Below are 22,104 nucleotides of genomic sequence, written 5' to 3'. Positions count from 1 at the left end.
AAAAGGACTGACATCATGAAAGATGCATCCCCGATCGCGTTGATCGGCCACTACATTAATGGCCAAATCACTGTTCCTTCCGGCGAAAATACGCAGCCGGTTTTCAATCCCGCAACCGGTGCGCAAACCGGAGAGGTGTCACTGGCGAACGTCCAGACTGTCGACGACGCAGTGGCCGCTGCCAAAGCCGCGTTCCCGAAGTGGTCAAACACACCGCCAATCCGCCGCGCCCGCCTTATGAACAACTTTCTGGCCCTGGTACGCGAGCATAAGGACGATCTGGCGCGCGCCATCACGGTTGAGCATGGCAAGGTGTTCACCGACGCCCAAGGCGAAGTTGAGCGCGGTATTGATATTATCGAGTTTGCCTGCGGCATTCCACAACTCCTCAAGGGCGATTACACGGAGCAGGTCTCCACTGGCATGGACAACTGGACAACCCGTCAGGCTTTGGGCGTTGTCGCCGGGATCACTCCCTTCAACTTCCCGGTCATGGTGCCGATGTGGATGTTCCCGATCGCCATCGCCGCAGGCAATACCTTTATCCTGAAGCCGTCGCCGACCGACCCGTCCGCTGCGCTGCTGTACGCGGATCTGATGCAGAAGGCCGGTTTCCCCGATGGCGTATTCAACGTCGTACAAGGTGACAAGGTCGCCGTGGACGCGTTGTTGGAGAATGACGACGTAAAGGCTGTGTCCTTTGTCGGTTCGACCCCGATTGCGAATTACATCTACGAGGTTGGTGCGCGGCATGGCAAACGCGTTCAGGCTCTGGGTGGCGCGAAGAACCACATGCTGGTGATGCCCGATGCCGACATGAACAAGGCCGCGGACGCATTGATCGGCGCAGCCTTTGGCTCGGCAGGCGAACGCTGCATGGCAATCTCGGTTGCTCTGCTGGTTGGTGATGCTGCCGATAAACTCATGCCGGTCCTGAAAGAGCGCGCCGAAACTCTGAAGATCAAGAATGGCCTTGAACTGGACGCCGAGATGGGCCCGATTGTCACCGCCGCTGCGCGTGATCGGATTAAAGGCTACATCGACTCTGGCGTCGATGAAGGCGCTGACCTGTTGGTCGACGGTCGAGACTACACCGTCGCAGGGCACGAGGCAGGCTATTTCCTGGGCGGCACCCTGTTCGACAACGTCACCCCCGACATGAAGATCTACAAGGAAGAGATCTTTGGCCCGGTTTTGTCCTGCGTCCGCGTCTCGAACTTCGCCGAAGGTCTGCAACTGATCAACGACCACGAGTTTGGTAACGGCGTATCACTGTTCACCCGTGACGGCAACGTAGCTCGTGAATTTGGTAAACAGGTTCAGGTCGGCATGGTCGGCGTCAACGTTCCGATCCCGGTTCCAATGGCTTGGCACGGTTTTGGCGGCTGGAAGAAAAGCCTGTTCGGCGACATGCACGCCTATGGCGAAGAAGGCGTTCGTTTCTACACCAAGCAGAAATCCATCATGCAGCGCTGGCCCGAAAGCATCTCGGAAGGTGCCGAGTTTGTCATGCCAACGGCAAAATGATCATCCGATCCAAGGAGTGAAGAACATGTTCATTGGTGTTCCCAAGGAAATCAAGAACCATGAATATCGGGTCGGCCTGACCCCCGAGAGCGTCGCGGAACTGGTTTCTCATGGTCATAACGTCATCGTGGAAACCAATGCCGGCACTGGCATCGGGGCTGATGATGATGCCTATCGTGCCGCTGGCGCAGAGATTGCCGAAACCGCAGCCGATATCTTTGCCAATGCAGAGATGATCGTGAAGGTTAAGGAACCTCAGGCCGTGGAACGCGCCATGCTGCGCGAAGGTCAGATCCTTTACACGTATCTGCATCTGGCCCCCGACCCGGAACAGACTAAAGATTTGGTCGACTCGGGCGCTGTCTGCATCGCTTATGAGACCGTCACCGATGATAATGGCGGTCTTCCCTTGTTGAAACCGATGAGCCAGGTCGCCGGTCGCATGTCGATCCAGGCGGGTGCCAGCGCGTTGGAGAAAGCAAAGGGCGGTCTGGGCGTATTGCTGGGCGGTGTGCCCGGCGTGAAGCCCGGCAAGGTTGTGGTCATCGGTGGAGGCGTCGTTGGTTTCAACGCGGCTCAAATGGCTGTTGGATTGCACGCGGACGTGACCATTCTGGACCGCAATCCGGCAGTGCTTGAGAAGCTGGAGAACCATTTCGAAGCGTCCGCCAAGGTTGTCTATTCGACCAAAGCCGCGCTGGAGGAAGAAGTCACCAATGCCGATCTGGTTGTCGGTGCTGTTCTGATCCCAGGTGCTGCTGCGCCCAAGCTGGTCACACGCGAACTGATCTCAAAAATGAAACCCGGTGCGGTCGTCGTGGACGTGGCGATTGACCAGGGCGGTTGCTTTGAAACGTCCAAAGCCACCACTCACGCCGAGCCCACATATATTGTCGACGATGTTGTTCATTATTGCGTCGCCAATATGCCGGGCGCAGTCGCCCGAACGTCAACCTATGCACTGAACAACGTCACGCTGCCGCACGCTCTGGCTATAGCCAATAATGGATGGAAGCAGGCGCTCGCAGACAATCGTCACCTGATGAACGGCCTGAACGTGGCCGACGGGAAGGTGACGTACAAGGCTGTGGCCGATGACCTTGGATACGAGTTCGTCGCCCCGGAAATTTGCTGATTTGAAGCAAAGAAATGTCCCGCCGCGCGTAATGCGGCGGGACACCCACCACTGAGGAGGAAACCTTAATGATTACGAAAATTAACCGCCGCGCCCTCGGCGCGATGGGTGGCGCTGTATTGCTTGCTGCAACCACACTCTCAACAGCAGCCGCAGCGGAAGACATGACACTGCGCTTTGCCGGCGTGTTCCCGATTGACCATCAGGGCACGAAAATGATGGAGCAGGTCGCAGCGGATGTCGCTGCAGCAGACGTCGGCCTGAAGATCGAAGTATTCCCGGCAAACCAACTGGGTTCTGGTGAAGCTCTGTTCGAAGATGTTGCACGCGGCAACATCGATCTGGCTTCAGCGTTTATCTATGCCGATACCGATCCACGCCTGGAATTCCTGTCAATGCCATTCCTGCTGGGCGGCTGGGATGACATGGAAAGCACGCTTCTCAACATGGATTCCGAGTTCAACACCATCCTACAGGAAATCACGGACGAATATGGTGTGCGCGTTATGGCGCAGAATCCGGAAGGGTTCATCGGCATCGTTTCGTCGCAAGAGCCCGAGAACTGGAATACCTTTGACGACAAGGGCATGAACATTCGCGTCTGGTCGTCCAGCGTCGTGAAATCAATGGTTGAAGAACTAGGGTATCAAGCGACTACCATGGCATGGGGCGACATCTTCCCCGCACTTCAGGCCGGCATTGTCGACGGAGCAATCTGCTGCACGAAGACCGCGACTTACTCGATCTTCGCCAAGTCGGATGTTGGCACCCACTTTGTCGAATACAATTCGATCTCAGAGCTGACAACTTTCTACGCGTCGCAGCGGACACTCGACAAGTTGACCGACGAACAGCGGGCCGCGCTGCAAGCCGCGATGACCAAGGCGTCCGAAGACTTCTTTGCCTACAACCGTGAGAATGACGAAGTATTCGGTCAGAAATTGCTCGACAAAGGCTACACCATCCTGCGCCTGAGCGACGAAGAACAAGCTGCGATGGCCGCTCATGTCCAGGAAACGGTCTGGCCCGCGATGGCACAAAACGTCGGTCAGGACATCATCGACCGCCTGCTGGCAGCCAAAGAACAGCAATAAACACTGAGAAAGGGCCAGCTAATCAGTTGGCCCTTTTTGCGTCTCTAGCTCAACAAAGGGAGGGAGAAAGATGTCTAGCACTGAAGCTGAGCGTCCGTTGGTCGTCGAAAGTGCAGAAAAGAAGAGCTCGCAAAAAATCACTGACGAGTTGCCAGTCATTATTGGGTATCCGCTGAAAGCAGTGGCTTTTGTCATGAGGCAGATCGTTATGTTTGCCGGTTTCCTTATGGCTTTCACATTTGGGGCAGTTGTTGTCATCCGGTATGGATTTGGCGGTGATCTGTTTGCCTACGAAGAGTGGCTTTTGGGAATCAGCATCATCGGCTTTTTTGCAGGTGCTGTTCTGGCCTCTGCCCGCAACCTGCACATCAACGCGGATATTCTTGGCATCGTGATCCAAAATCCTCGGTTGGTTTGGTGGCGCGGCTTTGTCGTCCTGACCGTTGAGGTGCTGGTGATCCTATTCCTCATGTACGCCTGTTATGTCTCGCTGCTTGATGACTTCTCATTCCCCCGGCTGCGCGCAACCCCGGTGCTGCGCATTCCGTTTGTGACCTGGCGGATTGCGATCATGATTGCCTTTGGCCTCATGGCGACGTTCACGGCGGCATATCTGTACGTGCATATCCGCAAGGGGCTCGGGCTTCCCTTGAGATCAGAAATGCAAAAAGGAGAAACCCAATGATCATCGGAGGAAGTCTCCTAATCGTCTGCTTTATGCTGCTGTTGGGCGTCAGCGTTTATGTAGCATTCGGATCGGTTTTGATTTTCATCGCCCTTGTTGGAGATCAATCCATCACCGGCTACTTGCCCACCGGCTCTACAGGTATCCGCTCACTTGTACTTCTGGCGATCCCACTCTTCATGATCGCCGGAGGCATCATGGAGAAAGGTAAAATCGCGGCCCCTCTTGTCTCTCTGGCTGAAATGTTCATTGGCCATATCAAAGGAGGTTTGAGCGCGGCTGGAGTTCTGGCCTGCGGTGTGTTCGGCTCCATTTCCGGTAGCGCCAATGCAACGCTGACCTGTATCGGCGGCATCATGATGCCCCACCTTAAAAAGGCCAACTATCCGGGTGGGCAATCGGCGGCTTTGATCGTAGCGGCCAGCCCCTTAGGTCTGTTGATCCCACCGAGTTCGTCGCACATCCTTTATGGCTGGGTCGCACAGCAGCATGTACTAAAGTGCTTCTTGTCCACGGTCATTCCGGCGATCATCCTGATCACGCTATTGATAATCGTTAATCAGTTCATGCTGCGGAAGTATGACGACATCAACCTGACGGAACGTCCTAAGCCGTTCCTGCCGACATTCGGAGTTCAGGCGCGCCTGGCCGGACCTGCGCTTATGATGCCGTTGATCATCCTTGGCGGTATCTATGGCGGTATCATGACACCGACCGAAGCCGCCGGTATCGCAGTGGTCTACTCGATCCCAATCGCGATCTACTTCTATCGTGGCCTGACCTGGAAAACTCTGGCCCAGACGATCCAGAATTCCGGTGTTACGATTGGTGTGGTCATGGTCATGATCTTCATGGTTCTGATCGTGTCGGACAACCTGATCTCGCAGGGTGCACCTCAGTTGGCCAAAGATCTGGTCTATTCCGTTTCGGACAATCCGGTCGTCATCCTTCTGATGATCAACGTCGTGATGATCCTGATCGGGATGCTGATGGACGATATCTCGGGTTTGCTGCTGGCGACACCGATCTTGCTGCCCATCGCGCAGAGCACTGGAATGGATCCGATCCATTTCGCGGCCGTAATTGGTGTGAACCTGGGTATGGCGAACATCACTCCACCAACTGCGCCGCTACTTTATCTCGGTGCTCAGGTCTTTGATGAACCGGTTTCGCGCATGTTGTGGCCGACTTTGATCTTCATTGTCTTTGCATGGCTTCCGACGCTGATGCTGACGACTTTTGTCCCAGAGTTGGCCCTGTTCCTGCCTGATCTCCTGCTCAGCCGGTAGTGGCAAGAAAGCGCAAAAGCCCGAGACGAAATAGCACGCACCCCAACCTTACGGCTGGGGTGTCTGAGCGCCCTCCTAAAGATGAAGTGGGAGAGGCCAGTTCGCAGAAGAAAACTGAAAACCTAAATACGGAGGTTTAAAATGTACAAAAATATTCTAGTCGCGCTGTCTCTGGAGCATGGCATCAGTGAACACGCGCTTGCGGCGGCACATGCCCTTGTATCCGAAGGTGGAAAAATCACTGCCGCGCATATCCATAAGCCCCCAAATAGACAGATAATGTACTATATGGATGAAGGGATCGCAGAAAAATCTCTCCAAAAAGCAAAGGCGCGCTTGGCCGAGCGCCTAACAAGTGAGACCGACGTGTCGTCTATCTTGCTCGAGAGCCAATCGGCAGGTCGCGCAATCACCGAATACGCCAACAAACATGGCATCGACTGTATCGTCCTCGCTTCACATAAACCTGGGATGAAAGAGTTCTTTTTGGGTTCCACGGCTGCTCTCGTTGTTCGCCATGCTCAGTGTTCGGTGCATGTACTCCGTCTGTGACGCTGGTACCCGCAACATGTTAGCAACTTTGCCCTGTGAAATCTGCGGTGATAAGCACGTCTCATGGCAATCTAGGTCTAATTTTGGCGTACCAAAAGAGTTTCATTTTGCGGCATTTGGGAGGTAGGACTCGCAGCCGACCTCGGCGGCAACGCGCCATCCTGTGATACCCTCTTTCGTCAACGTCGGGTTGTCGTTGTGGGCGGGAATGGCGGAAAGGAGGATCAGTTATGGAAACACCAAATTTACCTGCCATTCGCGCGCTTCGCCCTGCTTGGAACAAGGGACGCATCGTCGGTCAAAAACGGCCGTTAAAACCCAAACACGTCTGGGCAATTCGAGTAAGATTGGAGCTCGCAGAGAACCATCGCGACCTCGCTCTCTTCAATATGGCCATCGACAGCAAGTTGCGCGGCTGCGACTTGGTTAAGATGAAAGTCGTTGACATCATGGCCTCTGGTCAGATCAAGGAGCGGGCTTCCGTGCTGCAAAGTAAAACTCAGAAACCCGTCCGCTTCGAAATTTCTGAAGGAACTCGGGCCTCTGTCGAGAAGTGGATGGAAGACGAGCTCATGGTTGGGTCCGAATACCTTTGGCCAGGGCGTTTCCATGAGCGTTTGCACATTTCAACGCGCCAGTATGCCCGGATCGTGCGTGATTGGGTCACGTCTATAGGTTTGGAAGCAAGCGCTTATGGCACACATTCAATGCGTCGAACCAAGGTCACCCAAATTTACAAGAAGACGGGCAATCTGCGCGCGGTGCAGCTCTTACTCGGACATACTAAGATGGACAGCACCGTTCGGTATCTCGGTGTTGAGCTTGAGGACGCACTTGCCATAGCGGAGGCCATTGAAATCTGAATACTACGGGCCGCTTTCGTTGGCGGCCCATATCAGTCGTTCAAGAACCCTGTGGCGAACGGCCGGTTTGGCCCGAAATATTCGATCTTGTATTCTTTCGGCATTGCCCGCAGTCACAGAAACCAACCCACAAAAAAGCTATCCACAACAGCAGTCCCCTAACTGGATAGGCGGACACGGAACGGTAGCGTAAGAGCAAAAGACACAGCAATCGCCTTCTAAAGGCTTCAAAACTGACTTGCATGATTTGCATTCATAAAACCACTGGCACGAGTCAGTTGGCATTTTCTCGGTTTCAACATGCCCACACCGAGGGCAGGTCAAAGTGCTATCCAGCACCACAGTTTGTTTTGTCATTGTCTCACATCTGCATGATTAGATAATCGTTGATTTGAGCCTCATTGAACACGATGACCCATGCCAGTGCGGTGATCGCCGTGCTTCCGACAAGCCACCATTTCAGGTTTGCCAACGTCCCGTTTCGATGCGCTACGAACCACGAAACCGCGATCAGCGCTGTTGAGATGGCGAGAACATAGTAGCTTGCTGCCGCTATTTTTCCGAATATCGCCAACCAACTGCCACCCAAGCCGAGCAACATCATGGCCATTGGAAGAACACAGCATGTCGCAACTCCCAGAGCGGAAACCGATCCCAGGTAGCTGAGGGTCAAGTACTTCTTCATCTTTCGCTCCCTGGGTACTCGATTTGAATGTGTTGAGGCACCGGCATTCAGAGCGTATAACTCCTGTAGTAACTACAGGATCAAGCGGAGGCACTTCACATGATTGCGATAGGTGAGGCTTCTCGGCAAAGCGGGGTTGGAATAGAAACTATCCGCTACTACGAACGCGAAGGTATCGTACCAAGACCCGCACGAGCTCTGAACAATCGTCGCCTCTATTCAGCAAACGATGTGGGTAGACTTCGGTCTTTGAAGAAATGCCGCGACCTGGGGTTTCCTCTATCTGACGCAAAGGCGCTTTTGGAGCTGTCAGAAGGGAGTACCGAAGACTGCCGATCAGTGAAAGAACTGGCCGAGGCACACATTGCCAGCGTTCGAAGCAAGATTGATGAGCTCAGACGTTTGGAGCGCGCCTTGAGTGAGCTTACGGCCAATTGTGATAGCGGAAACGTTCAATGCCCGATGCTGCAAAGACTTAGAACGATGGATGATATCTGACTCTGGCCGCTGGGCGGAATCAAAGAGTCTGAGATTTAGCCAGATCGCGTCAGACCAAGGTCTGTGGTGCGGTAACAGATTGTAGTTCATAGTCGATTTCACGATGAGAGTGAAAGTAGCTGACCTGACGATTGGCAATTGGTCGTTGTCGCGAGTGTTTCTTGCGGCCAGCATCGTTGTGATGGGCACTGCTACTGCAATCGTCGGGGTGTGGGTGTCAAATCGAATCCAGAACGCAGTCGTGCAAAACTCCGCTAACACTGCGGCTCTATATATGGAAAGCGTAGTATCCCCGCTCAGCCAGGAATTGGCACATGGCGATCGCCTTTCAGAGCAAGCGAGCCTGGCGCTGGACGAGATTTTTATGACCCAACCAATGCGTGACCGCATCGTTTCCTACAAATTCTGGAAGCAAGGCGGTGTGATTGCGCATGCCTCGGATACAGACATCATTGGAAACAGTTTCAATCCAACAGATGACTTAAGGCGGGCGTGGAGCGGTGATATCTCCGGCTCTTTCGAAGAGCTTGATCATGCCGAAAGCGCCGCAGAGGCGGCATTGGGAATACCATTACTTGAAGTTTACAGCCCCATCCGCGAACTCTGGTCCGGCGAAATCATCGCAGTTGCTGAGTTCTACGAAAGAGCTGATCAGCTTGAGTTAGACTTAGCCCAGGCCAGGCGAACAAGTTGGTTGGTCGTCGGTTCCGCATTTCTGGCATGTACGATTGTTCTGTATTCCATCGTTGCAATTGGCGACAAAACAATTCGACGACAGGGGGCTCTTCTTAAACAGCGCCTGACAGAAAGTGAGAGGATGGCTGAGCAGAATGCGCTGCTGCGGTCGCGTGTGGTCGAGGCGTCAGAAAGATATGCCACGCAAACAGATCGGTTCCTCAAGAATCTTGGAGCTGAGCTACATGATGGCCCTGCGCAATACCTGTCGCTCGCCGCCCTTAGACTGGAGGCGGCGTTTTCCAAAGGGTCCGAAAGACCTAAAGAGGCAGAGGAAATTCAGCAATCCCTGCAAAAATCTCTTGCTGAAATTCGTGCAATATCGCGAGGGCTGTCCGCGCCAGATATCGACAGCCTGTCATTCGCCGATGTTGTGAAGAGAGCAGTGGAGGATCACGCCGAACACAGCCCGTTGCGACCGGAGATTTCGTTCTTGGGTAGCCAGGCCCCAGAGTTGTCATTGTCCGACAAGCTGTGCATTTTTCGGTTCCTTCAGGAAACGCTTTCCAATGCCGCGAGGTATGCCCCAGATTCCAACTGCACTGTTACTTCTGAGGTGCAAACCGACCGCATAATTATAAAGGTCAAAGACGACGGGCCTGGATTTAGAAAGTCAGAAGGATCCGCATTGCGTGACGATGGAGGCCAGGGGCTTATGGGCTTGCGAGATCGAGTCGAGAGCATTGGCGGCAAGTTTGAAGTCGTATCGAGACCGGGCGAAGGCACCACCATTGCTATGACACTCTTTCCCAGAAAGTTAGGCACATCATGACTACATCCGTCGTAATAGCTGATGATCACCCGATATTCAGGGATGGTTTGCGACGCACACTAGATGAAGCTGATGGTTTCAAAGTTTTGGCTGCCGGTTCCAATGCTGAAGAGGCAGTGTCGCTGGTCGGCACGCATCAGCCGGACATAGCTATTCTTGACCTCTCGATGCCCGGTGGCGGGATAAGCGCGACACGTAAAATTGCGGCAATGGAAAATCCACCCGTCATTGCAATCTTGACGGTCTCAGAGAACAGCAGCGATGTCGCGGACGCCTTGGAGGCGGGCGCTATTGGGTACATTGTGAAGGGAGTAACCGCGAGCGAACTAACCGCTTCCTTACGCAGCATCGCCGCAGGTGAAGGGTTCGTTTCTCCGGGCTTGGCCTCGCGGGTATTGCTGCAAATCAATGCTGACACCGGCATGTCTATTAACAGCAGCATTCTCGATGACCTTACGCATCGTGAGGAAGAAATACTTCGACGCGTGGCCAAAGGACTGAGCAATCGTGAAATCGCTGACGAGTTAGACCTTCAGGAAAAGACCGTGAAGCACTACATGACGGCAATCCTGTCCAAGCTTCATGCGCGAAATCGGGTAGAGGCTGCAATCATCGCCCATGATGTATGGAACAAAGCAGAATAACTTCTTTTTCTTTCAAGACGATGGCGGCCCTCACCAAGAGAAGCCGCCAACGAATCTTCGACTGGAGTTGCTGTTCAGTTAGCAACCGCCTGTAGCCTCCGGCGATCAGATGCCGTTGCGTTTCTCTCAACAACAGTCCGGTTGTACGGGTCTTTCAACTCGTAGCGCCCGAACTCGATCTCTTCCTTCCAACCATTGGCATAGTTAACTTCGATGTTGTTGCCTTGGATTTCCACTTTCGTGGGCCGACTTCCGGCAGTGCCGCCTTGCCCAGAGGAACGCACGCTGTCGATTGAGATACCATTCGCTAGAGACCGAAGCCTAGAGACGTCAGCGCCAGTCGCGGGGCGCTCCTCAACGGTTCGGTTCTGAGCATTCTTTCTCTCATACCGACCGTTTTCGATCTCTTCCTTGGTTCCGTCGGCGTAACGCACTTCAATGCCGTTAGCGCTTGTTTCGACCTTCGTTATCCCCGCCGAACCCGACGGTTTGCCCCCTGCTTGAGACCGATCCTTCTTTCCGCTAGCTTCATTGGAACGTTTGGAGTCATCATCGTCATCATCATCGTCATCATCATCGTCGTCGCGACCACTTTTTCCTGACCCCGAATTGTCATCACGGTCATCATCTCTGTCGTCGTCGCGATCATCATCTCTATCGTCATCACGATCATCATCCCGGTCATCGTCTCGGCCGCTGCTACCGGACCCTGAGTTGTCGTCTCGGTCATCATCTCTGTCGTCGCGACCATCCCCGTCGCTTCCCCTGCCGCTCTTGGCAAAGGCATATGACGGTTCAAAGTGTAGGCGACCATCGGCATCAAACGCTGGCACATAAGGCGTCGCCGCAATCAACGAAGCCAACGCCGCTGTACTAAGAAGTTGACCCAGCTTTCTTTGAATTTTCATTTTCGCCTCCAATTCTGAGCATCACGTTTCGTGACGTTGGAGACAGGTTACTTCTGGTTCGGCTGTCCCACATCGGGCTTAAGTCTGACGAATTTCAAGCCGAACGTCTTAATCAGATCAGTCAAGCCGATAGTGTTTTTGTAGAGCCAAATGACCAGTTTAGTGGGATCTAACTCCGTCACCCTTCAATTCGTCATCAGGTTCGAGATGAATGACAAAGACCGAACCCGGGTACAAACGCTCCAATTCTTCCTCGATGTCGTTGCATATATCGTGTGCCGCGCTGACTGGCATCGTGCCGTCCACAACAAGATGAAACTCCACGAAGATGACATTTGCGGACCTGCGCCCTTTGAGGTCGTGGTACTCTAAGGCTGCGCCGAGATTTGCTTCGATTGCATTAGAAACGGTCTGCAAGTCATGATCCGAAAGGGTCGCATCCATGAGGCCATCGACGGACGCCCGAATAACTTTCCAGCCCTCCCACAAGATGTTCAGCGCAACAAGAATTGCCAAGATTGGGTCGAGGATCAACCAGCCGGTGGCAAGCGCCAGTATCAGACCTGCGATGACACCAACTGAAGTCATGACATCTGTAAAAATGTGCCGGGAGCTTGCCTCCAATGCAGGCGAACCCTCGCGCCTGCCGATTTTGAGCAATAGGCAGGCCCATGCGCCATTCACGCCCGTTGCAACGACGTTGACGACGATTCCAAGAAGCGGCGCATCCTCAAGATGCGGGTTTGGGAGTGCCAATACAGCTTCTCTGATGATCAAGAACGCCGCCAGCACAATCAGTACGCCCTCGACGACAGCGGAAAGATACTCGGCCTTTTTGTGACCAAAGGGGTGGTTTTCATCAGGGGGTTTATTGGCAACCCGAACCGCAAAGTATGCCAGCAACGCCGCAACGACATTCACGGTAGATTCCATTGCGTCCGACAACAACGCGACCGAGCCTGTCAGCCACCAAGCGAGAAGTTTCAGAGCCAGTACGGCAATGGATATCGGAATGGACCAAAGAGCGATTTTTTGTGTCATTTGGCCACGACCCTCAGTCAATCATGAACAGAAACTCGGTTGTTTGGTGAGCTCCGACGTTCAAAACCTAAAACAGGTGTTTGATGAAAAGGGAATAGGCCTTACGGCTTCCTACCGGCGACAGCATCAGATCCCCGCGGCATGGCGCCAAACGACTGTTACTCAGATGGAAGCCGCGTCGACGAAACGGGAACAGCTTTGAGATACGCGGCAATCGCCAAACGATCCTCATCCGTGAGGCGTGATGTGTTCTCGATGACCTCCACCATCTCGCCACCTGCGCTGTCATAGTCCGGCGTGAAGCCGGATTTCAAGTACTCGGCGATGTCAGCCTCGGACCAATCAAGCTGGTCTGAGGTAAGGCCGGGGATGCGACCTTTCCCGTTTGGATTTGGTGCACCTGTCAGCCAAAGGTCTCGTTTCAGACCACCTAAGCCATTTCGCGGCGTGTGGCATTCGGCGCAGTGACCCAACGCCTCCACCAGATACCGGCCTTGCCTTTGTTGGTTGGTCAGATCACCTTGGACTACCCAACCTGGCGACATGAACAAAAGCTTCCATCCCCCCAGTCCGCGTCGAATGTTGAAGGGAAAGTGAACCTCATGCGGAACGCTTGCAGTTGTGGCTGGTGGCAGAGTGCTGAGGAATGCTTGAAGCGAAACGATGTCATCCGCTGACATGTTGGTGTAAGATGTGTAGGGAAACGCTGGAAAATAGTGCTGCCCTTCGGCTCCGGTCCCATGGATCAAGGCGTTGGCCAGATCAAGGGCAGACCAGAACCCAATACCAACTTCTGGGTGACTGGAAATGTTGGGGGCGATGAACGTGCCAAACTCCGTCTCAAACCGGCGACCACCAGAGAGCATGAGCTTTTCTTCACCAACCGCGTCCGGCGCTGAATGACAGGATGCGCATCCTGCGGCGTGGAAAACGATTTCACCTCTGGCGAGATCTGGGTTCAAACCGTCAAGTTGAGATCGATCCATTCTTTGTGGTCGGGTCAGCACCAAACCGGCCAACCCAACCAAAAGTGCAACGAAAGCAGTGAAAAGGAAAAACCGTTTCACAACTATCTGCCAATTAGTCTTTCGGTGCTCTGTACGCTTTGTGACATGCCGAACAGCTTCCGCCCAGATTGCCCATCGCAGCTTTCAGGGCATCAACATCTTGTCCGGCCGCAGCCTGCATCGCAACAGCTGCGTCTGCCATGGCTTGCCCTTTCGCACCAACGTCAGGGAAGTTTTCCCAGATTGCCGGCAGCGCTCGGGTGGACGGATCGGACACATTGTCAGATCCCTGGGGCCACATCGCGGATTGGTCGATCTGCGTTAGCACAACAAGGTTGTTTGCAGCCCGTGTTGCGGCCTTGGCGTCATAATCCACCTCGCCTTTGGCCATGCCGCCAAGCGTACCAAGATTGAAGGCATAGAGCTGCATGATTGAGGTTCGAGCTTTCACAGCCGGGTTTTCACTTTCGTGGGCGATGGCTGTGCCAATTGCGGTCAATGACAAAAGACCCGCTGCGAAGATTGAGAACTGCTTCATCATGATGTGTCTCCCTGTTCAATGCTCCGAATGTTAGCTTGAACGAATTTTCTTGTAATTGTTTGTTATTGGTCGTCTCTTGTTAATTTATGAACAACGAAAACTGGGACGACATTCGATACGCGCTGGCGGTAAGCAAATACGGCTCACTTAATGCAGCCGCAACGGTCATGGGCGTCACGCACGCCACAGTCTTGCGCAGAGTGGCCGCTTTCGAAGAGCGCAATGGCTGCCGGATTTTTCAAAAAAACCCGTCAGGATATTCCGTTCTGCCCGAAGCTAGTGCGATCTTTTCTGCAATGGAAAGCGTCGAAGACGCAGTGCTGTCGGTGGAGCGAGCGGTTGTCGGGGCAAACCGGTCTCCTATAGGTCACGTGCGAATTACGTCTACCGATAGTCTTTGTCAGATTGTTCTCCCTAGAATACTCAACGAAATCTCACGCCTTTACCCAGGTTTGAACCTGACTCTGCTAAGCCAGAACAGCCACCATGATCTTTCCCGACTGACAGCAGACATTGCTGTGCGCCCTTCGATAAAGCTCGGGGAAGGGCTGATCGGGGAGCGTGCAGGAACGCTGTCCTTCGGTGTCTTTGACGATGGTAGCCCCAATCGCAGGTGGATGAGGCTAGACGGGGCGTTGAGTCGTTCACTTCCTGCCAAATGGCTGGCGCAGAATGTAAGCGCCGACGAAATGACCAATGGAGCAGACAGTTTTCTGGTGCTACAGCAGATGGCGGCCTCGGGAGCTGGTAAAACCTTTCTGCCGTCATTTTTTGGCGACGTGGATACCCGCCTTAAACGGTCACAGGACGTGAATCCTAAGATCGAGGTTCCGCTGTGGGTCGCAACGTTAGAAGAAATCTCGAAAACTCCAAGGTTTGCTGTAGTTCAGAAGGCACTAGTCGAACGCATATCGGAAGCGCTAGCTAAGTGATTTTGGGCAACTGAGACTTTCGAGTTCCTAAATTTTTGACTTTCCAAGTTTGCAAAGCCCAGTCGGAAACGTTCGCATTAGGCTACTCCAATCAACTATGATTGCTACGGAGAACGGCAAAACTGAGCCCAAACTGCACACGAGAAGAATCTAAGGCGATCCGGCTTGAATTGATCGATTCACAAGTTTCTAATCTTCGGGAATTTGGGAGATTTGCGAGAATGAGTATCCTCCGCAGTTTTGCCGCGTCACGGGGCGCAACAGTCTTTCAACCAGGTCAAGCATGTCCAGGCTTCATCATTCTGTCAGAGGGATCAATTCGTGTAACGCTTACAGGCCCGAGCGGACGCGAAGTGGTCCTTTATCGTGTCACGCCGGGCGATGTATGCCTCCAGACTTTGTCATGCCTGATAAAGGACGAGGCCTACGGCGCCGAAGGTGTTGCAGAGACCGACCTGACCGGGCAACTCGTGCTAGCGCACGAGTTTCGAAAAAAGCTCGCCGAGGACGCTGAGTTCCGAGATATGATTATGTTGTCCGTTTCCTCGCGGTTTTCGGAGTACCAGCAGTTGATTGAAGATGTGGCGCTTACGAACTTCGATGCGCGGCTCGCCAAGGCGTTGATAAGGCTTGCCTCTTCAGACAGCAGGGTGAAGGCAACCCACTCCGAACTCGCAAGCGAAACAGCCTCAGGTCGCGCCTACGTTACTCGCAGATTGGCGGCGTTCGCAAAGAAAGGCTGGGTAAAGCAGCATGAGGACGGCATCGCCATACTTGATCGCAAGGAACTGGAACATGTTGCCGCAAGTTAACGGTGACTCTGTCACCGTCTGTCGACGACGCAAAAGGTTAGAATTGGGCATCAATCAACCAAGGAGGATTTAATGATGTCCAGAAATGAAGGAACACTTGATCGCTCACTGCGTATCATTCTCGGCCTTGTGCTGCTGTCTTTGATCTTTGTCGGTCCTCAGACGATGTGGGGGCTTATTGGCATCATCCCACTCATCACAGGTCTATTTGGCGTTTGCCCGATCTACTCCGCTCTAGGGATCAAAACGTGCAGCGTGAAAACGAACTAATGGAAGCTGCATATCTCGGTATTGGGGGCGATGTCACGCCCTCATAGATTCTCAAGTTGAAGCCCAGTTCACCTTGGCGTTGTCGATCCCAACTGGACTGAGGGCGATCTCAGAATCTTGCGAACCTCGTAAGTCCGCTTCGTCCCGCGAAGCCACATTCGCAGGGTCTTGTTTTGAATGTCCGCTTCGGGCTGCGAACAGTCATAGGCGCGGGAAGCAGCGAAGGTCGAATGCGAGCCCAAAGTGCCGGATGCTGCGGTTCGCACAAATGTCCGAAACGCGCTTTGAAGCGGCTATTAAACTTTGCTTTGTAGTCTTTCCAGTAATGGATGCTGACGATTGTGTCGTATTTTCACTTGATTACAGAGACGCGTGTGTAGCTTGTGTTCATTGATTGTTGTGCTGGTGCAAACTTCAGCTAGGCTGACCAGCGTCGCTCGTTGACGCTCATCCACTACCGCTCCTTAATCGTCGGCGTGGCCTGCGTCGCCATCAATTGCCATTGGGTGTCGGCGGCTGAGGCAAAGCTTGCTCGATCAATGCCGAAGTCCGGATCATCCTTGTTGCAAATAGTGGGCTGTTGTTCACCTAGGGCAGCGGTTCGTCGCGCAGCGCGAAATTCGGCACCAAGTCCGAGGCACACCCAGCGTTAACTGCAGTGTCAGGTTGATCGAAGAAAGCGCCAGCTACATCTCTTGCACATTGCGAGAACAAGGTTGCACCGTGTCCTGTATTCGGGAAGCGCACGAACTGTGATCCGACCAGATTGTCGGCGGCCTGTTCCGACCAGGACGTCGCGGTCTGGATGTCGTTCGTTCCGGTGAAAACCATGGCAGGAAGGGACCCATCGCCGGTGACCGGTGCATGGAAGTCCTCTCCAAGGGTGCCAGTCGGAAACCCGTCACAGGCACCGAGCTCGTAGGCCATCGTGCGCGCCTCCCGCACTGTCAGCCCCGGGATGCGATAGCTTTCGATGCGCTCGCGGACGCGTTCCGCGCTGTTGAAGGGGACAGAGTCATTGCAGGTGAACATGCGCAGTGCGAAGGCCAGTTCGTGGAGCTGCTCGCTGAAGCGGTCCAGATTCCGCAGTCGGCGAAAGATCTCGGAAATGTCGTCCGGCGTCATTTGCCCCACGAGCGATGTCAGGATCTCTGCATCGATCCCGGAGAAGTGTCGGCCCACGAACTGCCCGAGTTCGACGGGCGTTGCGGGGCGCAGGGGCAACGAGACGCGGTCTGCTGCATAGGTGTCATCGAGTGTTGTGCTGTACGGAACATCCTCGAGCTCGCTGAGTGTACGCAGGAACACCGCCGCCAGTGACTCGTCGGCCTCGCTTGCCATGTCCTGGGCCTGCCGGGCCAGAGTCTCGGCGCTTTGCCGGAGTGCATCGCTTTGAGATACAAGTGCGTTGGCCCGATTGAGCATCAGGCGCGCCGGAATACTTGACACGTCTAGTTGAAATGCTGGCGGGGAAGCAGTTTCCGCTTCTGCATAACGCATGAGGGAAAGGGCTTCGAAGAGCGCAGGGTCGCCTTGCGCTAGGTCGTGGATCATGCGCGGCAGGTACCGAACCCGCCACTCACCACCCGCTTGGTTGGCCGACGAAAGGATCAACTGTTCCAGGCTCGCTGCTGTGACCGGTAATCCGCTCTCGGTGGTCAATGGCTGTGCGGAAAGGGCCGTGAATACTCCGTTGAGCGTTTCAACGAGATCGGGATAAGCCTCGGCGCAGGTTGGATCGGAAAGACACATCCCGTAGATGCCGAGGAACGCTTCCTCATTGGTTTCGGGAAGTCGCTCGCGCCAGGCCACATCTGTCGGCAGCACAGAGTCGAGGAGGATCGCGCGCAGACCCGGCGGGTTCTGCCGCAGAACCTCCAGCCCAAGACGTGTGCCGTAGGAATGACCGTAGAGGTTGAAACTGTCGAACCCCAGCGCCTCGGCCACGTGGACGACATCGCGGGCATTGGTGACCGTGTTGTACTGCGACAGGTCCACGCCTTGTTCATTAAGGTGAGCCGCGCACAGGGGGATAAGGTACTCGCCAGCCGCGGCGCCCGGGTTCATCCCCGATGCTTCGGCAATTTCTCCGGCGGCGGCGAAGGCCGCATCGCTGTTGGCTGCGAAAACCTCGTTGCACTCGATCTCCCCCGGGGAGAAGCCCGATCCGCGCTGATCGAAGACAACGATATCGCGTCGGGCGCGCAAGGTTGCCAGTCGTTCCGCGAGCGTGTTCGTCAAACTGGCCAGTTCACCGCCGCCGGGTCCACCATGCAGGTAGATGATCGGATCGGCTGCGGGTGACAGGCTGGTCGACCGCAAAACTCCGTACATCAACTCGATCTGACTGCCGTCCGGGTTATCATAGTCGGCGGGCACGCGAACGATGCCGCAATCGAAGGTTTCGCCTTCAATCTCGGTCACAGTCTGGGTGATGACGTCCGGGCAGGGAACGGGCTCTGGGCGCACCGACGACGTTTGCGCGTTGGCCGCGCCATGGCAGCAGACCTCAGCCATCAGAGCGATAAGTGTAATCGTCGCCCCACGGCGAAACGAACCGCTACAAAGTACAACCAAACTATTGGTTGAATGACCACTCCATTTAAGGATGCCTTGCGAGATGTTTACAAGTTGAAACAAGTAACTCTTATTCCTGCGTTATACGCTAAGCGGTTGGTGGCTTTGCGCAGCCTAGACTGGTCACCTCATTGACTCCCCTAATTTGCAGTAAAGCAATTTCGCAGTTTTTTTTCGCTACTGTTCACTCCCAAGGAAGCTCTCGGGCAATGCCTTTTCGCAAATGAAGGAGCCGGATCCCCGTGCGCCCTCAACCTTTATGGGAGCTTCCCGAGCGTTCACCACCATGAAGACGCCCTCCATGCCATACACGGCCTGGCCACTGGTAAGGTCGGCTTGATAACGCAGCCGAAGCACATTTGTGGTGACGGCCGCGCGAACGGTCGCGTGAGCCATGCAGACACCGTCGACGCAAGCCCAGACATCTTCACTCGTGAAATCTTCCTCGCTCAGGAACAGGGCTACGTTTGCCGCGTCGTCAGCGTCCCGCACCGCGAGGCGCATGGGCTCGACACGAGTGGCGCTATTGTCATCCTCGGTCCATGCAATAGCACCGGTGCAGGTCGTGAAGGGGCCTCCGAGTGCGTCTTCTATCAACTCGTTGCCCGATGCAGTCGTCGCCAGAGTTGTCGCCGCGAAGAGTGCGCCGATACGCAGGGGGGAAAACAATGATTTCATTTCGTACTCACTCTCTCAGATTCTAAAGAACCTTGGCGCAATTATCTTCGCCGCCAACGACCTCGCCAGGTGCGTCAGTGTCAAAGATCGCTGCCGCATTCGCCGCAGTTTGCGTCAGGCTCTGATCGATTTCTTGGCGCGTCAGTGGCCCCTTGTCTTCGGTTGCCTGTACTGTCATGCAGATGCCCGCCGATGCCCCTCTCGCGATACCGATCCCGGCCGCCGTGCCGCCGATCAGCGATCCATCGAAAATCGCGCCACCGATAAAGCCGATGATCAAGCCAACAATTCCAATAATCACCTTACCCAAATCTTCTCTCCCTGCTAGAACGCGACGGCTTTCAGGGCCAAACCAAGTTAAGGATGAACACGGCCGCACCTATTCCGAAGAACAGCGGCCAACTCCATCTTGGGCCACCCTCCTTGTGCGGCACGTAGAGACCAGCTTTGTGCATGCCGATCATCACGACAAATATGAGAACTCCCGTTAAGAGCGCATGTGCAAGATCAAAGTGCATCTGACCCTCCCTTGTCTGGTTTTGTTTTTTGAGCTTTGTCGCTTCTAAAGTAGCGACAAAGCAATGTCAGGATAAGAATATTGAGCAGCGGCACAAAGGCCGCCAGCGACGGCAACAAAACGTCCGGAACGCCATCTGACCACAGGAGCCATGGCAAACCTAACGGCAACAAGAAGATGCCTGAAAGCGGATCCTGCTCCTGACCGAAGAGTCCGAAGGTTCCGATCAGAAGCAACGCCAAGGCCACGAGGTACAATACCCCGACGATCCGAATGACCCAATTGCATAGCCCGGCCATCTATTCGTCAGTTCGCAAACTGAGAGAACGCCGTGAAAATGCCGTTGTCTTCCTCCCGGCACCCCCAGCTTTCACCATCGACCATCATGCCGACGAAAACACGATTATCCGGTCCGGCTGTGATCACCTCACGGATTGAAATAGTTGCATATGGTCGTCCGACCCTGATCTGTCGAGTGCACTCTTCAACCATGCCCGATGGTGCCACGATATCTTCGTTGCTCTGCGATATCTCAACGCATCCTGTTATGGACATGGCTATCGCAGACGCAACGAAGGCTCGCTTCGTCAGTTGCACGCAGGATAGTTGGCGCGATCCGCTTCCGTCACATCTACCGGGCACTCAGTGTTCCGATTTGCTTCCGAGATATCTGCTTCGGTTGTGAAGGACTGCTCTTCGGCGCATCCCGCCAAGGCAATGAGGACGAGAGAAGTGGCTAGGATTTTGTTCATGGGTTTTCCTTTCAGGATTTTGGGAACGGTGTTTGCCGGCTGAGTGACTCAGCAATCTCCGGCTGGAAGCATGGTCACATCGGAGTAGCGACCATCGGATGTGGTGATGCGAGCACAAGCGCCTGTGCTGCGATTGAACCAAAAGGCCGTGAGGCCATCTGTTCTGATCAACTCATAACCGAGATTCTGAATGCCCATCTCAGCTTGACCGGCGCGCGCGCCTTCGAAGGCCGTCAGATCCGATGAGCTTCCGACGGACGGTTGCCCGGTGGCAGGGCTGGAGGTGTCCGCGCATCCTGACAACGCCACGAGAGCGGCAGCGCCAAGCAGCTGTTTTGAGTACGAAGTCATTCTATCCCCTTCTTTTGTATATCAGATTTGTCGGCTAAGTCTTTTGGCAGAGAACCCCAGGTTTCAGAGGCAAGGTGAAGCGTCCGTCCTAGCAGGAAGCAGACCCGGTTCGCGACCGCCTTTCCGCTTGCAATTCAACGAGCGATTCTTGAATAGAGCTTTCTGTTTTGGCTGCATCGCTTGCTGTTGCATTGGTAGCGTCGTTCCACGCTGCAAGTGCGGTATTGGCCTCTGCTGTCCGCTGAGCGTCCCGGAGGAAAACCACGCGCTGCAATTGCGAAACATTGGAAGCCAGACCTCCTGAGGCCTCCGCCTCTTCCAACGCTTGTAGCGCACCAGGGAGGTTACAGGAAATTGCAAGCTCATTTGCGCGCTTCACCGCATCGCTATTGCCCATGCTGAGTTGTAGGGCGTTGCCCGTCGTGCAAGCGGAAAGCGCGATGGCCGCGGCGGAAACAGAAAGCAATCTGAGCGACGGCCAAAGGCCAATGCCTTTCTTTCGCATGTTTTGGCTCATTCAATTCCAAAGATCACATTGAAGGACTGAGCGCCGTTCGATGTATTGTAAACTTGGACGACATGATCTCCCGATTGCCACAACTGGCCCCGGTACTCCTGATCGGCGCTCATCTCGTCTAGCAAGACGGAGCCATCAGGATTGTAGATGACGTAGGTCATTCCTGGCCCATTCGCTGCGAGCCGGAAATAGAAAAACTGACCGTCGCGCGCGCCTAGAACATAGCGTCGGCTTTCCTGCGGTAACAGTGAGCCTGTCAGTTCCGCTCCCGAGGTTCCTGAAGCGAATGAGACGCGTTCTGTACCAGAACCGGAGGCCCCGGCCATCGCGCCGCCTCCGTCATCAGCAGCCTGCGCAACGGTCAGTTCGGCCACGACCCCGTCGTTCGACACCAGACAGCGCCAGACGGTATTGCCCGCATCTTGGAACATGATCAGCGAGTTTGCTTCGGAATACTCCGAGGAGATGACGGTTCCGCTCTGGCCATCGGGACCACCGACACTGCGTATCTGGTCGATACAGCCATCTATAGCCGCTTGGCCGACATTCGCGGATGCAGGCCCACCAAGGGACAGCGCCAGAACGGCAGAGAAAGTCGTGACCAAAAGGGGCTTGTTCATTTTGTCGTCTCCTTAAACGCTGTTTTCGATACCGTTTCGGGTGCGTTGGCTCGCTGTTGTGTTGCGCCGCGTGGGGTCTTGGCGGCCTTCAGAAATGCAATA

28 protein-coding genes are annotated in these 22,104 nt (G+C 54.6%); 13 read left to right on the top strand and 15 right to left on the bottom strand.

The annotated features are described in order from the left end of the window. The first annotated feature begins 15 nt into the window (after window positions 1-15). From GOV89_RS08740 to GOV89_RS08710, 7 genes are all read left to right on the top strand, one after another. Window positions 16-1,527 (top strand): CoA-acylating methylmalonate-semialdehyde dehydrogenase, encoded by a 1,512-nt coding sequence (locus GOV89_RS08740; protein WP_216599087.1) that lies wholly within the window; start codon window positions 16-18, stop codon window positions 1,525-1,527. Between the two features lie 25 nt (window positions 1,528-1,552). After that, a complete protein-coding gene (gene ald, locus GOV89_RS08735) occupies window positions 1,553-2,662 on the top strand; it encodes an alanine dehydrogenase (RefSeq protein ID WP_171237986.1) in 1,110 nt (369 codons plus the stop codon). A 104-nt stretch (window positions 2,663-2,766) separates the two neighbouring features. Then, window positions 2,767-3,756, top strand: a complete 990-nt coding sequence (dctP, locus tag GOV89_RS08730) for a TRAP transporter substrate-binding protein DctP (RefSeq protein ID WP_171238089.1) — start codon at window positions 2,767-2,769, stop codon at window positions 3,754-3,756. Between the two features lie 70 nt (window positions 3,757-3,826). Further along, window positions 3,827-4,441, top strand: a complete 615-nt coding sequence (locus GOV89_RS08725) for a TRAP transporter small permease (protein WP_245223165.1) — start codon at window positions 3,827-3,829, stop codon at window positions 4,439-4,441. Continuing rightward, window positions 4,438-5,730 carry a TRAP transporter large permease gene (locus GOV89_RS08720; protein ID WP_171237985.1) on the top strand — a complete coding sequence of 431 codons (1,293 nt, stop codon included), beginning with the start codon at window positions 4,438-4,440 and terminating at the stop codon, window positions 5,728-5,730. The genes GOV89_RS08725 and GOV89_RS08720 overlap by 4 nt, the downstream gene beginning before the upstream one ends. Window positions 5,731-5,871: 141 nt before the next feature. Continuing rightward, window positions 5,872-6,282, top strand: a complete 411-nt coding sequence (locus GOV89_RS08715) for a universal stress protein (RefSeq protein WP_171237984.1) — start codon at window positions 5,872-5,874, stop codon at window positions 6,280-6,282. A 230-nt stretch (window positions 6,283-6,512) separates the two neighbouring features. After that, window positions 6,513-7,145 (top strand): tyrosine-type recombinase/integrase, encoded by a 633-nt coding sequence (locus tag GOV89_RS08710; RefSeq protein WP_171176308.1) that lies wholly within the window; start codon window positions 6,513-6,515, stop codon window positions 7,143-7,145. Between the two features lie 138 nt (window positions 7,146-7,283). Here GOV89_RS08710 and GOV89_RS22795 read toward each other — a convergent pair whose 3' ends face one another. Further along, the gene (locus GOV89_RS22795) at window positions 7,284-7,502 is read right to left on the bottom strand and encodes a GDCCVxC domain-containing (seleno)protein (RefSeq protein WP_245223166.1); all 219 of its coding nucleotides are present in this window, start codon (window positions 7,500-7,502) and stop codon (window positions 7,284-7,286) included. 4 nt (window positions 7,503-7,506) lie between these two features. Further along, on the bottom strand, window positions 7,507-7,830 hold the full coding sequence (locus GOV89_RS08705; protein WP_170724270.1) for a hypothetical protein: 324 nt from the start codon (window positions 7,828-7,830) through the stop codon (window positions 7,507-7,509). A 99-nt stretch (window positions 7,831-7,929) separates the two neighbouring features. Between GOV89_RS08705 and GOV89_RS08700 the strand changes: the two genes are divergently transcribed. From GOV89_RS08700 to GOV89_RS08690, 3 genes are all read left to right on the top strand, one after another. After that, on the top strand, window positions 7,930-8,328 hold the full coding sequence (locus GOV89_RS08700) for a MerR family transcriptional regulator (RefSeq protein WP_171237983.1): 399 nt from the start codon (window positions 7,930-7,932) through the stop codon (window positions 8,326-8,328). Between the two features lie 154 nt (window positions 8,329-8,482). Further along, window positions 8,483-9,835 carry a sensor histidine kinase gene (locus GOV89_RS23065; protein WP_171237982.1) on the top strand — a complete coding sequence of 451 codons (1,353 nt, stop codon included), beginning with the start codon at window positions 8,483-8,485 and terminating at the stop codon, window positions 9,833-9,835. Then, a complete protein-coding gene (locus tag GOV89_RS08690) occupies window positions 9,832-10,479 on the top strand; it encodes a response regulator transcription factor (RefSeq protein WP_171091450.1) in 648 nt (215 codons plus the stop codon). The genes GOV89_RS23065 and GOV89_RS08690 overlap by 4 nt, the downstream gene beginning before the upstream one ends. A gap of 74 nt (window positions 10,480-10,553) precedes the next feature. On the opposite strand, the gene GOV89_RS22685 is transcribed toward GOV89_RS08690, so the two are convergent. From GOV89_RS22685 to GOV89_RS08670, 4 genes are all read right to left on the bottom strand, one after another. After that, window positions 10,554-11,387, bottom strand: a complete 834-nt coding sequence (locus tag GOV89_RS22685; RefSeq protein WP_216599088.1) for a hypothetical protein — start codon at window positions 11,385-11,387, stop codon at window positions 10,554-10,556. 159 nt (window positions 11,388-11,546) lie between these two features. Beyond that, window positions 11,547-12,428, bottom strand: coding sequence for a cation diffusion facilitator family transporter (locus GOV89_RS08680; RefSeq protein WP_171237981.1), 882 nt, complete (start codon window positions 12,426-12,428; stop codon window positions 11,547-11,549). A gap of 158 nt (window positions 12,429-12,586) precedes the next feature. Further along, the gene (locus GOV89_RS08675; protein ID WP_348540081.1) at window positions 12,587-13,495 is read right to left on the bottom strand and encodes a cytochrome c; all 909 of its coding nucleotides are present in this window, start codon (window positions 13,493-13,495) and stop codon (window positions 12,587-12,589) included. A 13-nt stretch (window positions 13,496-13,508) separates the two neighbouring features. Further along, complete coding sequence (locus tag GOV89_RS08670; protein WP_171176297.1) at window positions 13,509-13,976, bottom strand: cytochrome c; 468 nt, start codon at window positions 13,974-13,976, stop codon at window positions 13,509-13,511. An 86-nt stretch (window positions 13,977-14,062) separates the two neighbouring features. On the opposite strand from GOV89_RS08670, the gene GOV89_RS08665 reads away from it, so the two are divergent. The 3 genes from GOV89_RS08665 (at window position 14,063) to GOV89_RS08655 (ending at window position 15,990) form a co-directional block, all read left to right on the top strand. Continuing rightward, window positions 14,063-14,908, top strand: coding sequence for a LysR family transcriptional regulator (locus tag GOV89_RS08665; protein ID WP_171176295.1), 846 nt, complete (start codon window positions 14,063-14,065; stop codon window positions 14,906-14,908). A gap of 221 nt (window positions 14,909-15,129) precedes the next feature. Next, the gene (locus GOV89_RS08660; protein WP_171237980.1) at window positions 15,130-15,720 is read left to right on the top strand and encodes a Crp/Fnr family transcriptional regulator; all 591 of its coding nucleotides are present in this window, start codon (window positions 15,130-15,132) and stop codon (window positions 15,718-15,720) included. 72 nt (window positions 15,721-15,792) lie between these two features. Further along, on the top strand, window positions 15,793-15,990 hold the full coding sequence (locus GOV89_RS08655) for a DUF2892 domain-containing protein (protein WP_371732485.1): 198 nt from the start codon (window positions 15,793-15,795) through the stop codon (window positions 15,988-15,990). 588 nt (window positions 15,991-16,578) lie between these two features. Here the strand turns inward: GOV89_RS08655 and GOV89_RS08650 are convergent. The 9 genes from GOV89_RS08650 to GOV89_RS08610 form a co-directional block, all read right to left on the bottom strand. After that, a complete protein-coding gene (locus tag GOV89_RS08650; protein WP_171237979.1) occupies window positions 16,579-18,630 on the bottom strand; it encodes an alpha/beta fold hydrolase in 2,052 nt (683 codons plus the stop codon). Window positions 18,631-18,744: 114 nt separating this feature from the next. Then, window positions 18,745-19,245 carry a hypothetical protein gene (locus GOV89_RS08645; protein ID WP_171237978.1) on the bottom strand — a complete coding sequence of 167 codons (501 nt, stop codon included), beginning with the start codon at window positions 19,243-19,245 and terminating at the stop codon, window positions 18,745-18,747. 22 nt (window positions 19,246-19,267) lie between these two features. Beyond that, on the bottom strand, window positions 19,268-19,555 hold the full coding sequence (locus tag GOV89_RS08640) for a hypothetical protein (protein ID WP_171237977.1): 288 nt from the start codon (window positions 19,553-19,555) through the stop codon (window positions 19,268-19,270). 197 nt (window positions 19,556-19,752) lie between these two features. Next, window positions 19,753-20,061 carry a hypothetical protein gene (locus GOV89_RS08635; RefSeq protein ID WP_171237976.1) on the bottom strand — a complete coding sequence of 103 codons (309 nt, stop codon included), beginning with the start codon at window positions 20,059-20,061 and terminating at the stop codon, window positions 19,753-19,755. A 7-nt stretch (window positions 20,062-20,068) separates the two neighbouring features. Continuing rightward, window positions 20,069-20,317: a hypothetical protein gene (locus tag GOV89_RS08630; RefSeq protein ID WP_170461186.1), complete on the bottom strand. Its 249-nt coding sequence runs from the start codon at window positions 20,315-20,317 to the stop codon at window positions 20,069-20,071. Window positions 20,318-20,349: 32 nt separating this feature from the next. Then, window positions 20,350-20,514: a hypothetical protein gene (locus GOV89_RS08625; protein ID WP_170461188.1), complete on the bottom strand. Its 165-nt coding sequence runs from the start codon at window positions 20,512-20,514 to the stop codon at window positions 20,350-20,352. A 48-nt stretch (window positions 20,515-20,562) separates the two neighbouring features. Then, the gene (locus GOV89_RS08620; RefSeq protein ID WP_171237975.1) at window positions 20,563-20,865 is read right to left on the bottom strand and encodes a hypothetical protein; all 303 of its coding nucleotides are present in this window, start codon (window positions 20,863-20,865) and stop codon (window positions 20,563-20,565) included. A gap of 88 nt (window positions 20,866-20,953) precedes the next feature. Then, entirely contained in the window at window positions 20,954-21,370 is a 417-nt protein-coding gene (locus GOV89_RS08615; RefSeq protein WP_171237974.1) for a hypothetical protein, read from the bottom strand. Window positions 21,371-21,378: 8 nt separating this feature from the next. Then, complete coding sequence (locus tag GOV89_RS08610) at window positions 21,379-22,002, bottom strand: hypothetical protein (RefSeq protein WP_171237973.1); 624 nt, start codon at window positions 22,000-22,002, stop codon at window positions 21,379-21,381. Between the last annotated feature and the right edge of the window lie 102 nt (window positions 22,003-22,104).

The sequence above is a fragment of the Ruegeria sp. HKCCA5763 genome, from assembly GCF_013034545.1.
Taxonomy (GTDB): domain Bacteria; phylum Pseudomonadota; class Alphaproteobacteria; order Rhodobacterales; family Rhodobacteraceae; genus Ruegeria.
This window is presented reverse-complemented; position numbering and strand designations above follow the sequence as displayed.

Bases quoted from the DNA above. Each gene is read 5' to 3' on its own strand.
- GOV89_RS08740 (WP_216599087.1), top strand. From the start codon at position 16: ATGAAAGATGCATCCCCGATCGCGTTGATCGGCCACTACATTAATGGC.
- ald (WP_171237986.1), top strand. From the start codon at position 1,553: ATGTTCATTGGTGTTCCCAAGGAAATCAAGAACCATGAATATCGGGTC.
- dctP (WP_171238089.1), top strand. From the start codon at position 2,767: ATGGGTGGCGCTGTATTGCTTGCTGCAACCACACTCTCAACAGCAGCC.
- GOV89_RS08725 (WP_245223165.1), top strand. From the start codon at position 3,827: ATGTCTAGCACTGAAGCTGAGCGTCCGTTGGTCGTCGAAAGTGCAGAA.
- GOV89_RS08720 (WP_171237985.1), top strand. From the start codon at position 4,438: ATGATCATCGGAGGAAGTCTCCTAATCGTCTGCTTTATGCTGCTGTTG.
- GOV89_RS08715 (WP_171237984.1), top strand. From the start codon at position 5,872: ATGTACAAAAATATTCTAGTCGCGCTGTCTCTGGAGCATGGCATCAGT.
- GOV89_RS08710 (WP_171176308.1), top strand. From the start codon at position 6,513: ATGGAAACACCAAATTTACCTGCCATTCGCGCGCTTCGCCCTGCTTGG.
- GOV89_RS22795 (WP_245223166.1), bottom strand. From the start codon at position 7,502: ATGACAAAACAAACTGTGGTGCTGGATAGCACTTTGACCTGCCCTCGG.
- GOV89_RS08705 (WP_170724270.1), bottom strand. From the start codon at position 7,830: ATGAAGAAGTACTTGACCCTCAGCTACCTGGGATCGGTTTCCGCTCTG.
- GOV89_RS08700 (WP_171237983.1), top strand. From the start codon at position 7,930: ATGATTGCGATAGGTGAGGCTTCTCGGCAAAGCGGGGTTGGAATAGAA.
- GOV89_RS08690 (WP_171091450.1), top strand. From the start codon at position 9,832: ATGACTACATCCGTCGTAATAGCTGATGATCACCCGATATTCAGGGAT.
- GOV89_RS22685 (WP_216599088.1), bottom strand. From the start codon at position 11,387: ATGAAAATTCAAAGAAAGCTGGGTCAACTTCTTAGTACAGCGGCGTTG.
- GOV89_RS08680 (WP_171237981.1), bottom strand. From the start codon at position 12,428: ATGACACAAAAAATCGCTCTTTGGTCCATTCCGATATCCATTGCCGTA.
- GOV89_RS08670 (WP_171176297.1), bottom strand. From the start codon at position 13,976: ATGATGAAGCAGTTCTCAATCTTCGCAGCGGGTCTTTTGTCATTGACC.
- GOV89_RS08665 (WP_171176295.1), top strand. From the start codon at position 14,063: ATGAACAACGAAAACTGGGACGACATTCGATACGCGCTGGCGGTAAGC.
- GOV89_RS08660 (WP_171237980.1), top strand. From the start codon at position 15,130: ATGAGTATCCTCCGCAGTTTTGCCGCGTCACGGGGCGCAACAGTCTTT.
- GOV89_RS08655 (WP_371732485.1), top strand. From the start codon at position 15,793: ATGATGTCCAGAAATGAAGGAACACTTGATCGCTCACTGCGTATCATT.
- GOV89_RS08645 (WP_171237978.1), bottom strand. From the start codon at position 19,245: ATGAAATCATTGTTTTCCCCCCTGCGTATCGGCGCACTCTTCGCGGCG.
- GOV89_RS08635 (WP_171237976.1), bottom strand. From the start codon at position 20,061: ATGGCCGGGCTATGCAATTGGGTCATTCGGATCGTCGGGGTATTGTAC.
- GOV89_RS08630 (WP_170461186.1), bottom strand. From the start codon at position 20,317: ATGTCCATAACAGGATGCGTTGAGATATCGCAGAGCAACGAAGATATC.
- GOV89_RS08625 (WP_170461188.1), bottom strand. From the start codon at position 20,514: ATGAACAAAATCCTAGCCACTTCTCTCGTCCTCATTGCCTTGGCGGGA.
- GOV89_RS08620 (WP_171237975.1), bottom strand. From the start codon at position 20,865: ATGACTTCGTACTCAAAACAGCTGCTTGGCGCTGCCGCTCTCGTGGCG.
- GOV89_RS08615 (WP_171237974.1), bottom strand. From the start codon at position 21,370: ATGCGAAAGAAAGGCATTGGCCTTTGGCCGTCGCTCAGATTGCTTTCT.
- GOV89_RS08610 (WP_171237973.1), bottom strand. From the start codon at position 22,002: ATGAACAAGCCCCTTTTGGTCACGACTTTCTCTGCCGTTCTGGCGCTG.